This is a genomic window from Actinomadura sp. NPDC000929, assembly GCF_040492065.1.
Lineage (GTDB): Bacteria > Actinomycetota > Actinomycetes > Streptosporangiales > Streptosporangiaceae > Spirillospora > Spirillospora verrucosospora.
This window is the reverse complement of the sequence record NZ_JBEUPA010000074.1, coordinates 1-13,269: the sequence shown is the minus strand read 5'-3', so window position 1 is coordinate 13,269 and position 13,269 is coordinate 1. Positions and strand designations below refer to the sequence as shown.

The 13,269-nt window shown below is 73.4% G+C and carries 9 protein-coding genes; 5 read left to right on the top strand and 4 right to left on the bottom strand.

Annotated features, from left to right (window positions below; all coding sequences use genetic code 11):
- Window positions 1-45: 45 nt before the first annotated feature.
- Window positions 46-777 (bottom strand): alpha/beta fold hydrolase, encoded by a 732-nt coding sequence (locus ABWI04_RS24135; protein ID WP_353833872.1) that lies wholly within the window; start codon window positions 775-777, stop codon window positions 46-48.
- 203 nt (window positions 778-980) lie between these two features.
- Between ABWI04_RS24135 and ABWI04_RS24130 the strand changes: the two genes are divergently transcribed.
- From ABWI04_RS24130 to hpaD, 4 genes are all read left to right on the top strand, one after another.
- Window positions 981-2,411, top strand: a complete 1,431-nt coding sequence (locus ABWI04_RS24130) for a fumarylacetoacetate hydrolase family protein (RefSeq protein ID WP_353833871.1) — start codon at window positions 981-983, stop codon at window positions 2,409-2,411.
- A 78-nt stretch (window positions 2,412-2,489) separates the two neighbouring features.
- Entirely contained in the window at window positions 2,490-3,410 is a 921-nt protein-coding gene (dapA, locus tag ABWI04_RS24125; protein WP_353833870.1) for a 4-hydroxy-tetrahydrodipicolinate synthase, read from the top strand.
- A gap of 42 nt (window positions 3,411-3,452) precedes the next feature.
- On the top strand, window positions 3,453-4,961 hold the full coding sequence (gene hpaE / locus ABWI04_RS24120) for a 5-carboxymethyl-2-hydroxymuconate semialdehyde dehydrogenase (protein ID WP_345176247.1): 1,509 nt from the start codon (window positions 3,453-3,455) through the stop codon (window positions 4,959-4,961).
- On the top strand, window positions 4,958-5,971 hold the full coding sequence (gene hpaD / locus ABWI04_RS24115) for a 3,4-dihydroxyphenylacetate 2,3-dioxygenase (RefSeq protein ID WP_353833869.1): 1,014 nt from the start codon (window positions 4,958-4,960) through the stop codon (window positions 5,969-5,971). Before hpaE ends, hpaD begins: the two co-directional genes overlap by 4 nt.
- Window positions 5,972-5,989: 18 nt before the next feature.
- Here the strand turns inward: hpaD and dinB are convergent, their stop codons facing one another.
- From dinB to ABWI04_RS24100, 3 genes are all read right to left on the bottom strand, one after another.
- Window positions 5,990-7,165: a DNA polymerase IV gene (gene dinB / locus ABWI04_RS24110; RefSeq protein WP_345176252.1), complete on the bottom strand. Its 1,176-nt coding sequence runs from the start codon at window positions 7,163-7,165 to the stop codon at window positions 5,990-5,992.
- 102 nt (window positions 7,166-7,267) lie between these two features.
- On the bottom strand, window positions 7,268-10,153 hold the full coding sequence (locus ABWI04_RS24105) for a glycoside hydrolase family 48 protein (RefSeq protein WP_353833868.1): 2,886 nt from the start codon (window positions 10,151-10,153) through the stop codon (window positions 7,268-7,270).
- Window positions 10,154-10,299: 146 nt separating this feature from the next.
- Window positions 10,300-11,337 (bottom strand): LacI family DNA-binding transcriptional regulator, encoded by a 1,038-nt coding sequence (locus ABWI04_RS24100; protein WP_345176258.1) that lies wholly within the window; start codon window positions 11,335-11,337, stop codon window positions 10,300-10,302.
- A gap of 292 nt (window positions 11,338-11,629) precedes the next feature.
- Here ABWI04_RS24100 and ABWI04_RS24095 point away from each other — a divergent pair, with 292 nt between their 5' ends.
- The gene (locus ABWI04_RS24095) at window positions 11,630-13,123 is read left to right on the top strand and encodes a cellulase family glycosylhydrolase (protein ID WP_345176259.1); all 1,494 of its coding nucleotides are present in this window, start codon (window positions 11,630-11,632) and stop codon (window positions 13,121-13,123) included.
- The last annotated feature ends 146 nt before the right edge of the window (window positions 13,124-13,269 follow it).

Sequence of the window (13,269 nt, the reverse complement as noted above, 5' to 3'; positions counted from 1 at the left end):
TCCTCATCCTCGGCCCGCGCCCCCCGGACGTGTTCGCCGGCCCGGTCACCGCGACAGCGCGTCCAGGACGGCCACACGCCAGTGCGGCCCGCCCAGCACCTCGTGGTGGGCGCCGGGCACGGTGACCAGTTCCGCCTCGCCGAGCTCCTCGGCGAGCCGGCCGATTCCTCGTGTCAGCTCATCATTCTCTCCGACGACGAAGACGGGAAGAACCTTCGCGTTCCACGGACCGCCCTCGAACGGCGTCGCGCGCAGGCCCTCGACGCAGAGCGCGAGCCCGGCGGCGCGGTCGCCCTGCGCCCTGACCATGGCCGCGATGGCGCCGGTGAACGGGTCGTCGCACTCCGCGCCCTCCCGGACGGCGCGGCGGAACGCGTCGATGTCGACGGCGCTGAAGGGCTCGACAGGGCTCAACCCGCCGAGGACAGAGCGTTCCACCCGTCCCGGGGCGGCCGACGGCAGCTCCCACGCGATCCTGGCGCCCAGGGAGTAGCCGACCACGTCGAACGTCCCGGCCCCCGCCCGGTCCACGGCGGACACCAGGGCGGCGGCGACCGCGGGCGCGGCGGCCGCGTCCGGCGAGGCCGGCGCCGGGCTCTCGCCGTGGCCGGGCAGGTCCGGGACGAGGACGGTCCGCCCGACGGCGGTCAGGGCGCCGACCATCCCGGTCTCGATCCAGTCGGCCCGCCCGTCGGAGCCGAAGCCGTGGACGAGCAGCACGGGCGGGGCGTCCGCCGGGCTGTCCGGCGTGAACGTGCGAACGGCGAGGTCGCGCATCCGTCAAGCACCTCCTAGAGGATTTCGCATACGATTTTCGATCATACTGCGCGGGGACTTCGTCTCCCGTCGCGTCCGGCCCTCGATTGGAACGATCGAAGTCAGGACGGCCCTACCCTCGTCATCGTGCATGACTTCATATACGATTTCCTTGTGACCTCGTCCGCGGGGTCCGGCCCCGTCCCGTCACAGGAGAGAGCCCCGTGCCGCACCCCCTGGGCAACCGGCCCTCGAAGATCATCGCCGTGCACCTCAACTTCCCCTCCCGGGCGAGGGAGCGCGGCCGGATCCCCGCCGAGCCGTCCTACTTCCTCAAGCCGCCGTCCTCGCTCGCCGGGACGGGCGACCCGCTGAACCGCCCCGCGGGATGCGAGCTGATGACCTTCGAGGGCGAGATCGCCCTGGTCGTCGGGCGGCGCGCGCACCGCGTGGCGCCGGCGGACGCCTGGGAGCACGTCGGCTGGGTGACGGCCGCCAACGACGCCGGCGTCCACGACCTGCGCTACGCCGACCGGGGCTCCAACCTGCGCTCCAAGGGCTCGGACGGCTTCACCCCCATCGGCCCGCGGCTCCTCGACGCGCGGGACCTGGACCCGCGCGCGCTGCGCGTCCGCACCTGGGTGAACGGAGAGGTCGTCCAGGACGACACCAGCGACACCCTTCTGTTCCCCTTCGCCGACCTGGTCGCCGACCTCTCCCGGCTCGTCACCCTCGAAGCCGGGGACGTCATCCTCACCGGCACGCCCGCCGGCGCCTCGGTCGCCTCCCCCGGCGACGTCGTCGAGGTCGAGGTGACCGCAGGATCCGCCACCACCGGACGCCTGTCCAACCCGGTCGTGGACGCGGATCCGCTCCCCCAGTGGGGCGCCATGCCGAAGGTGGACGACGCCGTCCGGGCCGACGCCTGGGGCCCGGCCTACGTGCGCGAGCCCGTCCTGGACAAGGCGACCGCGACCGCGCTGCGGAGCCTGTCGACCGCCACGCTCAGTGCCCAGATGCGCAAGCGCGGCCTGCAGCACATGTCCGTCGACGGCGTCCACCCGGCCGGCGGGGACGCGGTGAAGATGGTCGGGATCGCGCACACACTGCGCTACCTGCCGCTCCGCGAGGACCTGTTCGAGCGGTACGGCGGCGGCATGAACGCCCAGAAGCGGGCCGTGGAGGAACTGCGTCCGGGCCAGGTGCTGGTCATGGACGCGCGCCGCGACGCCTCCTCCGGGACGATCGGCGACATCCTCGCGCTGCGGGCCCTGCGGCGCGGCGCGGCCGGGGTCGTCACCGACGGCGGGCTCCGCGACAGCGCCGCCGTGGCCGGACTGGACCTGCCGGTCTTCCACGCGGGCGCGCACCCGGCCGTGCTCGGGCGGCGCCACGTCCCCTGGGACACCGGGCTGCCGATCGCCTGCGGCGGCGCGCTCGTCCAGCCGGGCGACGTCCTGGTCGGCGACGCCGACGGCGTCGTCGTCATCCCGCCGGACCTCGTGCGCGGGCTCGCCGAGGACGCCGCCGAGCAGGAGGCGCAGGAGCGCTTCATCGCCGAGCGCGTCGCCGCCGGCGAGCCCGTCGAGGGCCTGTACCCGCTCGGTCCGCGCTGGCGGGAGGCCTACCTGGCCTGGCGCCGCGACGGGCGCTGACCCGCCCCCACAGCAGTACCCGCCTCACAGCAGTACCCGACTCACAGCCGAACCGCCCGCCAACCGAGGAGCGATGAGTTGAAGTTCCGCACCGATCCGGCCGCGATCCGCGGGTCGATCGCGCCCGTCGTCACACCGTTCACCGCGGAGGGCGGCGTCGACCACGACGCGCTGCGCGGGCTGATCCGCTGGCAGCTGGAGTCCGGCTCGCACGGGATCTCGCTGGGCGGCTCCACCGGGGAGCCGAGCAGCCAGACCGCCGCCGAGCGGATCGCGGCGATCCGCACCGCCGCCGGCGAGGTCGCGGACCGCGTCCCGTTCCTGCCCGGCACCGGCTCGGCCAGGCTGGAGGAGACGCTGGAGATCACCGCCGCGGCCCGCGACGCCGGCGCCGACGCCGCCCTGGTGATCACCCCGTACTACGCGCGGCCCACCCAGCAGGCCCTGTACGACTGGTACGCGGCCGTGGCGCGGGAGTTCCCCGACCTGCCACTGGTGATCTACAACGTGCCGTCCCGGACGGCCGTGGACATCGCGCCCGAGACCGTCCGCCGGCTGTTCGCCGACTTCGACAACGTCGTCGGGATCAAGGAGACGACCAAGGACTTCGAGCACTTCTCCCGCGTCCTGCACGCCTGCGGGCCCGAGCTGCTCGTCTGGTCCGGCATCGAGCTGCTGTGCCTGCCGCTGCTCGCCCTCGGCGGCGCCGGGTTCGTCAGCGCCGTCGCCAACCTCGCGCCCGCCGCGGTCGCCCGCATGTACGAGCTGTGGACGGCCGGCGACCACGCCGCCGCCCGCGACCTGCACTACCGGCTGCACCCCCTCGTGGACCTGCTGTTCGTCGAGACGAACCCGGCCCCCGCCAAGTGGGTGCTGGAGCGGCGGGGCCGCCTCCCCTCCGGGCACGTCCGGCCGCCGCTCGCCCCGCCCTCCGCCGAGGCGCAGGCGCGCATCCGCGCGCTGCTCGACCAGGGCGGCGACCTCACCGCGGGGATCTGACCCCGCCGCCCAGCCTCCCGCACCGAACCGGAAGAGAGCACGATGCCCCTCCCCTCCTCCCCCGCCCGCCCGGCCGGGCTGCCGGACCGCATCCGGCACTGGATCGGCGGCGCCTTCGCCGACAGCGCCGACGGCGCGGTCTTCGACGTCGCCGACCCCGTGACCAACACCCCCTACGCCACCGCCGCGGCGGGCGGGGCCGCCGACGTCGACCGGGCCGTGGCCGCGGCCCGCGCGGCGTTCCCCGGCTGGGCCGCGCTCGGCAACCGCGAGCGCGCCTCGATCCTCGTCCGCGTCGCCGACGCCGTCGAGGCGCGCGAGGACCGGCTCGCCGAGCTGGAGTCCTTCGACTCCGGACTGCCGATCACCCAGGCCCGCGGCCAGGCCCGGCGCGCCGCCGAGAACTTCCGCTACTTCGCCGACGTGATCGTCGCGCTCGGCGAGGAGGCCTACCGGGTCGGCGACACCCAGCTCAACTACGTCGTCCGGACGCCCGCGGGCGTCGCCGGGCTGATCACCCCGTGGAACACCCCGTTCATGCTGGAGAGCTGGAAACTCGCCCCGGCGCTGGCGTCCGGCTGCACGCTCGTGCTGAAGCCCGCCGAGTGGACGCCGCTGTCGGCGGGCCTGTGGCCGGAGATCCTCACCGAGGCGGGCGTGCCCGCCGGGGTGGTCAACATCGTGCACGGCGTCGGCGAGGCCGCCGGGCAGGCGCTCGTCGACCACCCGGACGTGCCGCTGCTGTCGTTCACCGGCTCCACCGAGACCGGACGGCACATCATGCGGTGCTCCGCCGACGGCCTGAAAGCGCTGTCCATGGAGCTCGGCGGCAAGTCCCCCGTCGTCGTGTTCGCCGACGCCGACCTGGACGCCGCGCTCGACTCGGTCGTGTTCGGCGTCTTCTCGCTCAACGGGGAGCGCTGCACGGCCGGGTCCCGCGTGCTCGTGGAACGCCCCGTCTACGAGGAGTTCACCCGGCGGCTCGCCGAGCGCGCCGAGAAGGTGCGGGTCGGGCCGCCGTCCGACCCCGCCACCGAGGTCGGCGCCCTCGTCCACCCCGAGCACTACGCGCGGGTGCTGGAGTACGTCGAGGTCGGCCGGCGGGAGGGCCGGCTGATCGCGGGCGGCGGCCGCCCGGGGCACCTGCCGGAGGGCAACTACCTGCAGCCCGCCGTGTTCGCCGACGTCCCGCGGGACGCCCGGATCTTCCAGGAGGAGATCTTCGGCCCGGTCGTGGCCGTCGCGCCCTTCGACGACGAGGCCGAGGCGGTGGAGCTGGCCAACGCCACCCGCTACGGGCTCGCCGCCTACGTGTGGACCGACGACCTGCGCCGCGGCCACCGCATCGCCCACGGGGTCGCCTCGGGTATGGTCTGGATCAACTCGCACAACGTCCGTGACCTGCGCACTCCCTTCGGAGGGGTGAAGGACTCCGGGCTCGGCCGTGAGGGCGGCGCGCACAGCATCGACTTCTTCTCCGAATCCAAGATCGTGCACGTCATGCTCGGCGAGGTGCACACGCCCCGCTTCGGCGCCCAGGAGCCACGATGACCACACCCCCCGACGTGATCCGCTCCGCGTACGCGCAACTGGCCGTCACGGACCTGGCCGCCGCCCGCTGGTTCTGGGTCGACATGCTGGGCCTGCACGTCCAGCACGAGGACGCCGGCGCGCTGTACCTGCGCGGCACCGACGAGCTGACCCACCACTCCCTCGTCCTGCGTTCCGGGCCCGTCGCCGCCCTGGACCACATCGCCTACCGGGTCCGGACGCCCGAGGACGTCGACCGGGCCGAGCGGTTCTTCGCCTCCCTCGGCCGGCCCGTCCGGCGGGTCCCCGCCGGGGCCGGGACCCACGGGGTCGGGGACGCCGTCCGCGTCGTCGACCCGCTCGGCTTCACCGTGGAGTTCTTCCACGACATCGCGCGCGGGGAGCGCCTCATCCAGCGCTACGACCTGCACCGCGGCGCGCAGATCGCGCGCCTGGACCACTTCAACATCTGCACGCCCGACATCCCCGCCGCCTACGAGCACTACAAGTCCCTCGGCTTCGGCTGCTCGGAGACGATCGAGGGCGACGAGCACGAGCTCTACGCGGCGTGGATGTACCGCAAGCAGACCGTGCACGACGTCGCGTTCACCGGCGGCGCCGGCCCCCGGCTGCACCACGTCGGGATGGCGACGCACGAGTCCCACCAGGTGCTGCGCACCGCCGACGTGTTCGGCTCGCTGCGCAAGGAGCACCACATCGAGCGCGGCCCCGGGCGGCACGGCGTGTCCAACGCCTTCTACGTGTACCTCCGCGACCCCGACGGGCACCGGGTCGAGATCTACACCTCGGACTACTACACGGGCGACCCGGACCACGAGACGTTCCGGTGGAACGTGCACGACGACCGCCGCCGCGACTTCTGGGGCAACGCGGTGATCGAGTCCTGGTACAAGGAGGCCAGCCCCGTCCTCGACCTGGACGGCCGCCTCCAGCCGATCGCGGAGTCGGCGCTGGACGAGTCCGCCGTCCAGGTCGGCGCGGACGGCCTCGGGATCGTCGAGCCGTCCTGACCGCGGGGGCGCGCCGTCTCAGTCGGGAAGCAGCGGCACCGGGTCGCCCTGGTCCCGGCCGAGGAGCACGGCGCGGGTGATGGCGGACTGGCCGAACCGGTCGCGGACGCCGTCGACCGCGCCGTCCACCGCCATCGCCTGGTCGAACGGCAGGGTGAGCTGGACGGCGCCGTCGTCGTGCAGGTTGCCCAGCGAGAGGCCGATCAGCGTCAGGCCGCGCTCGTCGATCATCGGGCGGGCGGCGGCGAGCAGGCCCCGCGCCGCCGCCAGGAGCACGGGGGTCTCGGCGGTGGCCTGGGCCAGCGTGTGCGAGCGCGTGGCCCGGGCGTAGTCGCCGAACCGCAGCCGGAGGGTGACCGTCCGGCAGACGCGGCGGGCCTTGCGCAGCCGCCCGCCGAGCCGGTCGGCCAGCCCGACGAGCATCGCGTCCAGCTCCGCCGCCGACCGGGCACGGCGGCCGAGCGCCCGCTGCGCCCCCATCGACCGCCGCCGCACGCCCGTCCGCACGGGGCGCGGGTCGCGGTTGTGCGCCAGCGCGTACAGGTGGCGGCCCGCCCCCGGGCCGAGCATCGACACCAGCGTGGACTCCGGCATCGCGGCCACGTCCCCGACCGTCGTCACGCCGAACCCGGCGAGCTTGGCCGCCGTCGCGGGCCCCACGCCCCACAGCCGCCGCACCGGCAGCGGGCGCAGGAACTCCAGTTCGCCGTCCGGCGGCACCACCAGCAGCCCGTCGGGCTTGGCGACGCCGCTGGCGACCTTGGCGAGGAACTTGGTGCGCGCGACCCCGACCGTGATCGGCAGCCCGACCTCCTCGGCGATCTCGCGCCGCAGCCGGACGGCCACCTCCGGCGGGGGGCGGCGCAGCCCGTCGGCGTCGAGGAACGCCTCGTCGATCGACAGGCCCTCCACCAGCGGCGTCGTGGCCCGGAACACCGCGAAGACCGCCTTGCTCGCCGCGCTGTAGGCGCTCATGCGCGGCCGGACGACGACCGCCCGCGGGCACAGCCGGCGGGCCTGCCCGCCGCTCATCGCCGTCCGCACGCCGCACGCCCTGGCCTCGTAGCTCGCCGCCAGGACCACGCCCGTCCCGACGATCACCGGCCGCCCCCGCAGGGCGGGATCGTCCCGCTGCTCGACCGACGCGTAGAACGCGTCCAGGTCGGCATGCAGGATCGTCGCACCGGCGGACACGAACATATGTTCGCATACACGGGCGTCGCGCCTGGTGGCGGGCCCCTTGGACGAGCGGAGAGCCCGTCGCGACAGGCGTCGCGACGGGCCCTCGCGCGTTGGTCACCCGAGGAGGCGGCCGTAGTCGGCCATGGCCAGGGCTATGTCCGCCTGGGCCCAGAAGCGGTGGTAGGTGAACACCGGCGCCGTCGAACTCTGGCCGCTGGCGTACGCCCACGCGCGCGCGTAGTCGGGGTCGCTCTTGTAGAAGGAACGGATGGACATGAAGGTCGAGCTGGAGTTGATCGGGTCGCCGTTCGGCATCTTGCCGCTCCAGCCGGAGGGGACGTAGACCGGGTCGGCGAGGCGCTTGTAGTCGGACCTGGTCTCCTGGACGGAGACGCCCTTGGCGTCGGTGTGCTTCCAGATGGCGTCGAGCAGGTCCTTGGCGGCCTGCTTGGCGGCGGCGTCACCGGACTTGGCGGCGTAGTACGTCAGCGTCTTGGCGTACGCGGCGGCCACGCCGACGTCGTCGGTGTAGTCCTGCACCGAGACGTGCAGCCCGGTGTTGGCGGGCGGCATCCCGGTGGCGGTCGACCAGTTCGCGTCCGGCTGCCCCGTCCACTTGAGGGTGGAAGGGATCTTGATCCCGCCCGTGGACGGGTCGACCGTCGTCTGCGACAGCGCCCAGGCGACCCACTTGTCGAGAACCGCCTTGGCGGACGCGTCGCCGGAGACCTGGTAGTACTCGGCCACGCGCTCCATCGACCACGCCTGGAAGCCGAACCACTGGTTGCTCGGCGGGTCGTGGTAGACGGGCTGCCAGTCGTAGGCCATGCCGAAGAACTCGGTCAGTCCGGTCGGCGGCGTGCTGTAGCTGCCCTCCCAGCTGTTGGTGACGCCTCCGGCGATCGCGCCCTCGGCGGACTGGAGCCACTTGTAGAGCTGGAGCTGCCGGGTGAGGCTCTTGCTCCAGTCGGCCTTGGCCGTCGCGCCCTTGGGCGCGAGCGCGGCGTCGTTCACCAGCGCGTAGGCGGCCAGGGGGTTCTGGTAGCCGAAGTGCGAGGCGCCGTCGCCGATGCGCCAGGCCCAGCCGGCGTTCGTGTCGTTCGCGCCGCCCCACGCGTAGTACCAGGACAGCAGGTAGTGCTCGCTGTCCTTGCCCGACCCGGCCGGGCAGGACGAGGGCGAGTGGCAGTCGCCGATCTTCTTGAAGTACTTGTCGAAGAACGAGTAGCGCAGGTAGTCGCCCATCTTGCCCGCCTTGGCCACGGTGGCCGAGACGTCGCCCGACTTGCCCTGGTCCTTGGCCCAGGCGTTCGCCCAGTACGCGGCCTGGATGGCGCGCGCGTCGGCGTCCGGCGCGTCGGTGAACTTCCACTGCTTGGCGTAGGAGGAGTCCTTGATGAACAGGTCGAGGTACCCGTTGGGGCCGCCGAAGGCGAACTTGTCGCACGTCGGCTGCGGAACGGTCTCGAACACCGACTCCTGCGAACCGCGCTGGTAGGTGTTGATGTAGGAGGGGCCGTCCGCGCTCGGACCCTGCTCGCAGCCGCCGCCGGGGGTGTTGCCGTACCCGTAGACGTTGTCCACGTCCTGCAGCCAGTGCATGCCGTAGATGTCGTCGGTGCCGTAGGCGGACTTCAGCTCGCTCGCGATCGGGTCCTGGCCGACCGGGACGTTGCCGTCGATCAGCGACGGGTAGTCGCTCACCGCGGGATGCTCGGCGGCGTAGGTGGCGGGCTTGGAGGCGTTGTAGAAGGAGTTCGTCGGCTGGTCCGCGTGCGTCGGGATCATGTACTTCTCCATCAGCGCCCAGGAGGCGTTGAAGGGGGCCCAGTTCTGCGTGACCTTGCCGTACATGGCCTCCAGCCAGATCAGGTAGCTGTAGGCCTCCGACGTCGTCTCGTGACCGTGGTCGGGGGCCTCGACCATGAACGTCTCCACCGAGTGGTACGGGATGCCCTCGGGGCTGAAGTAGCCGTTCGCCGGGTCCTTGATCTTGTTGTACTGGTCGAGGAACCGCTGGGTGTAGGCGTCGCCGGAGGTCGACACCTCGGTGGCGGTGACCTTGGCGGCCGTGTAGCCGGACGCGGCGGAGGTGAACGTCGCCTGGCCCGTCCCGGAGGCGTCCGCGGTGATCGTCACGTTCTGGGCGGTGGACCAGTTCTGCTGCGTGAAGGTCAGCGTCCCGCCGCCGGTCACCGACAGGCCGGAGTTGCCCGCCGTCCGGGTCGTCGTCACGGTGACCGAGCCGGAGGGGGCCTCCGACAGCTTCACCGCGTAGGCGGCCTTCGCGCCCTGCGCGACGGTCAGCGCGGTGGGGCTCGCCACGACGCTCGCCGCCGCCGTCACCGTGACGCCCACCGGCGCGGACTCGGCCGTCGCGCCGGTGCTGTCGGTGACCCTGGCGTAGAGCGAGTACGAGCCGGCCGCCGCGGGCGTCCAGTTCAGCCCGTACGGGGCCGTGGTGTCGGCCGCGCCGAGGGACCCGTCCTGGTCGAAGAACTCGACCTTGGAGACGGTCGCGCCGGAGCCGGCCGCCGCGGTGGCGGCGATCGGCACCGAGGCGCCCACCGAGTACGTCGCGCCGGCGGACGGGCTCGTCAGCGCCACCGTCGGGGCGGACGAGCTCTGGTTGCACGGCGTGCCGTTGAGGCTGAACGCGGTGGGGTCGGTGTTCGTCCCGCTGTAGGTGAACTGCGCGCCGACGTTCACCGAGGCGCCGGAGGCGAGCGCCCTGTTCCAGCTCTCGTTCTCGGCGGTGACCTGCTGGCCCGACTGCGACCACTTCGCCGACCAGCCGCTCGCCAGCTTCTGGTTCCCCGAGTAGGAGTAGGTCAGCTTCCAACCGTCCAGCGCGTCACCCTGGTTGGTGATGTCGATGCTCGCGGTGAAGCCGCTCCCCCAGTCGTTCTTCTTGTAGACGACCTTGCACGCGACCGCGGCGGCGTGGGCCGGGGCCATCACGCCCAGTCCGCCGCAGAGCAGGGCAAGCACCGCGCCCACGGCCGTTAACCCGCGCCATCTTTGCTGTCTTCTCACCTGTGTTCCTTCCTGTCGCGCCCGGTGTCCGGGCATGGCGGTCTCCACCGCCGGCGGAGCACGGCGGTGGTGGTGCCGGGGAGGGCGGGGGCCGCGCCGGCCCCGGTCCGTCAGCCGGACTCCCGGATGATCAACTTGGTGCGCAGCACGACGCCGCGCTCGGTGTTCGGCCGGCCTCCGGTGCAGGCGCGCAGTTCGCGCGCCAGGCGGGCGCCGAGGTCCTCGGCCGGCTGCCGGACGGTCGTCAGCCGGGGGCGGACCTGCTGGGCCACCGGAGCGTCGTCGAACCCGACGACCGCGACGTCGTCGGGGACGCGGCGGCCCGCCCGGCGCAGCGCGCTCAGCGCGCCGACCGCCATCTGGTCGGACGCGGCGAGCACGGCGTCGACGTCCGGCCGGCGCTCCAGCAGGCGGCGCATCGCCCGCTCGCCGGACAGCCGGCCGAAGTCGCCCTGGCAGACCAGCCCGTTGACGCCGATCCCGGCCTCGCGCGCCGCGAGCCGGTAGCCGGCCAGGCGGTCCACGGCGGCGCCCATGTCGGCCGGCCCGGCGATGGTGCCGATCCGGCGGCGGCCCGAGGCCAGCAGGTGCCGGACGGCGGCGTGCGCGCCGCCCTGGTTGTCGACGTCGACGTACGGCAGCGCCACCTCGTCGAGCGGGCGCCCGGCGAGCACCACGGGAGCGCCAGCGGCGGCCTGCACGAGGGGGGCGACCTGGTCGCGGCGGGCGCCGACGAGCAGCACGCCCTCGGCCCGGCCGCCGCGCAGGTAGCCGGTGGTCGCCCGCCACTCGTCGGCCCGGCCGGCCATGAGGACGACGAGCGGCGCGCGGCCGCCGAGCTCGCGGCGCACGCCCCACAGCAGGCGCGCGAAGAACGGGTCGCCGAGGACGCGGCAGCCGTCCTCGCAGACGACGGCGGCGACGGTGCCGGAGGACTCCCGGTCGGGAGGGCCGCTGCGGCGCCGGACGTAGCCGAGCCGCTCGACCGCCGCCTCGACCTGGAGGCGGGCCGCCCTGCTGACGCGCGCGGACCCGTTCAGCACGCGGGACGCGGTGGCCGGCGACACGCCGGCGAGCTGCGCGACGTGGGCGAGGGTGGGCGGTCGGTCGGGGAGGGCGGGATCGTGCGGGGGGTGGGTGACGGTCACGCTTTCGGCACTCCCTTCGGGGGTTCCCGGCCTTTCGAGGGGGTGGACCGGGTCGGGAGTAGTGGGAGCGCTCCCAAGAATCTGATCGGACGCGCATCGTGTCAAGGGTCGCGAGGAAACCGAATTCGGGGCCGCCCGCACCCGCCGCTCACCGCGCGCGCAAGGCGCCGTGAAAGTTCGTGAAAGGAATGGAACAAGGCTTCCCTCCCGCGTCCGGGGCGTTCTACGTTCACCGCAGTCCAGGAGTGGGAGCGCTCCCAAGCTCAATCGTCCGACGTGAAGGCGGAGATCCATGAGATCGCTTTCCCCGCGCACCGCGGCGGTGGCCGCGCTGACCGGCGCGATCTGCGCGGCGGGCTCGCTCGTCGCGGGAACCGGGACCGTGCTCGGCGCGCGGCCGGCCCGCGCCGCGGTCGCCTGCGAGGTCGGCTACACCACCAACGACTGGGGCACCGGATTCACCGCCGCCGTCACGATCACCAACCGGGGCCCGGCCGTGACCGGCTGGACGCTGACCTACTCCTACACCGGGAACCAGCGCCTCACCGGCGGCTGGAACGGCCGGTGGACGCAGTCGGGCACGACCGTCACCGTCGCCAACGAGAGCTGGAACGCGGCCCTCGCCACGGGCGCGACCGTGCAGGCCGGGGCGCAGTTCTCCTACAGCGGCGCGAACGCCGCGCCGACCGCCTTCGCGCTCAACGGGACGGCCTGCAACGGCGACGGCGAGCCCACCACCGAACCCCCGACGACTCCCCCGCCCGGCGGTCCCGCGCCCAAGCTGAAGGTCTCCGGCAACACGTTCGTGAACGCCGCCGGCGCCGCGGTTCGCCTCCGCGGGGTGAACCGGTCCGGCGGCGAGTTCGCCTGCGTCCAGGGCAACGGGATATGGGACGGCCCGATGGACGCGGCCTCCGTCGCCGCGATCAGGAAGTGGAATGTCAACGCGGTCCGGGTGCCGCTCAACTCCGACTGCTGGCTGGGCTTGGACAACGTCGAGCCCGCCTACCGCGGAACCGCCTACCAGAACGCCGTCAGGAATTACGTGGGGCTGCTCGAAGAGAACGGCATCACGCCCATCCTGGAACTGCACTGGAGCCGCGGATTGTGGACGGGCTATGACAGCCATTGCCAGACCGCGGCCGCGGAATGCCAGAAACCGATGCCGGACGCCCAGTACGCACCGGAATTCTGGAAGCAACTCGCCACCGCCTACAAGGGCGACACGGCGGTCGTGTTCGACCTGTTCAACGAGCCGTACCCGAACAACCTCCAGGTCATGGACTACGCCCAGTCATGGAGGTGCTGGCGCGACGGCGGCTCGGCCTGCACGGGCCTGACCTACGAGGCGGCCGGGATGCAGGACCTCCTCGACGCCGTCCGCTCCACCGGCGCGCAGAACGTCGTCATGGTCGCGGGCAGCAGCTACTCCAACGACCTCGGCCAGTGGCTCGCGCAGAAGCCGTCCGACCCCACCGGGAACCTGGCGGCCGCGTGGCACTCCTACAACTTCAACTACTGCAAGGACGCGTCCTGCTGGGACCAGCAGATCGCGCCCGTCGCCGCGCAGGTCCCGCTCGTCGCCGGCGAGATCGGCGAGAACACCTGCGGCCACTCCTACGTCGACGCGCTCATGTCCTGGCTGGACGCGCGCGGAGCGTCCTACCTCGGCTGGACGTGGAACACCTGGGACTGCTCCGGCGGCCCGTCGCTGATCAGCTCCTACGACGGCACCCCGACCGCGTACGGCGCCGGACTGCGCGACCGCCTGCGCTCCGCCCCCTGACCCACTGCAAGAGAGCCCACCCCAACCAGATGGAGGAATCCGGATGAAACACCCCTCCGCGCGCGGCGGGGGGGGGGGGGGGCGCCCCCGCCCGCCCGGCGGCCCCGGCCGGCCGGGGGGGGCGGGGCGGCCCCGCGGGCCGGGGC

Bases quoted from the DNA above. Each gene is read 5' to 3' on its own strand.
- ABWI04_RS24135 (WP_353833872.1), bottom strand. From the start codon at position 777: ATGCGCGACCTCGCCGTTCGCACGTTCACGCCGGACAGCCCGGCGGAC.
- hpaE (WP_345176247.1), top strand. From the start codon at position 3,453: ATGCCCCTCCCCTCCTCCCCCGCCCGCCCGGCCGGGCTGCCGGACCGC.
- hpaD (WP_353833869.1), top strand. From the start codon at position 4,958: ATGACCACACCCCCCGACGTGATCCGCTCCGCGTACGCGCAACTGGCC.
- ABWI04_RS24095 (WP_345176259.1), top strand. From the start codon at position 11,630: ATGAGATCGCTTTCCCCGCGCACCGCGGCGGTGGCCGCGCTGACCGGC.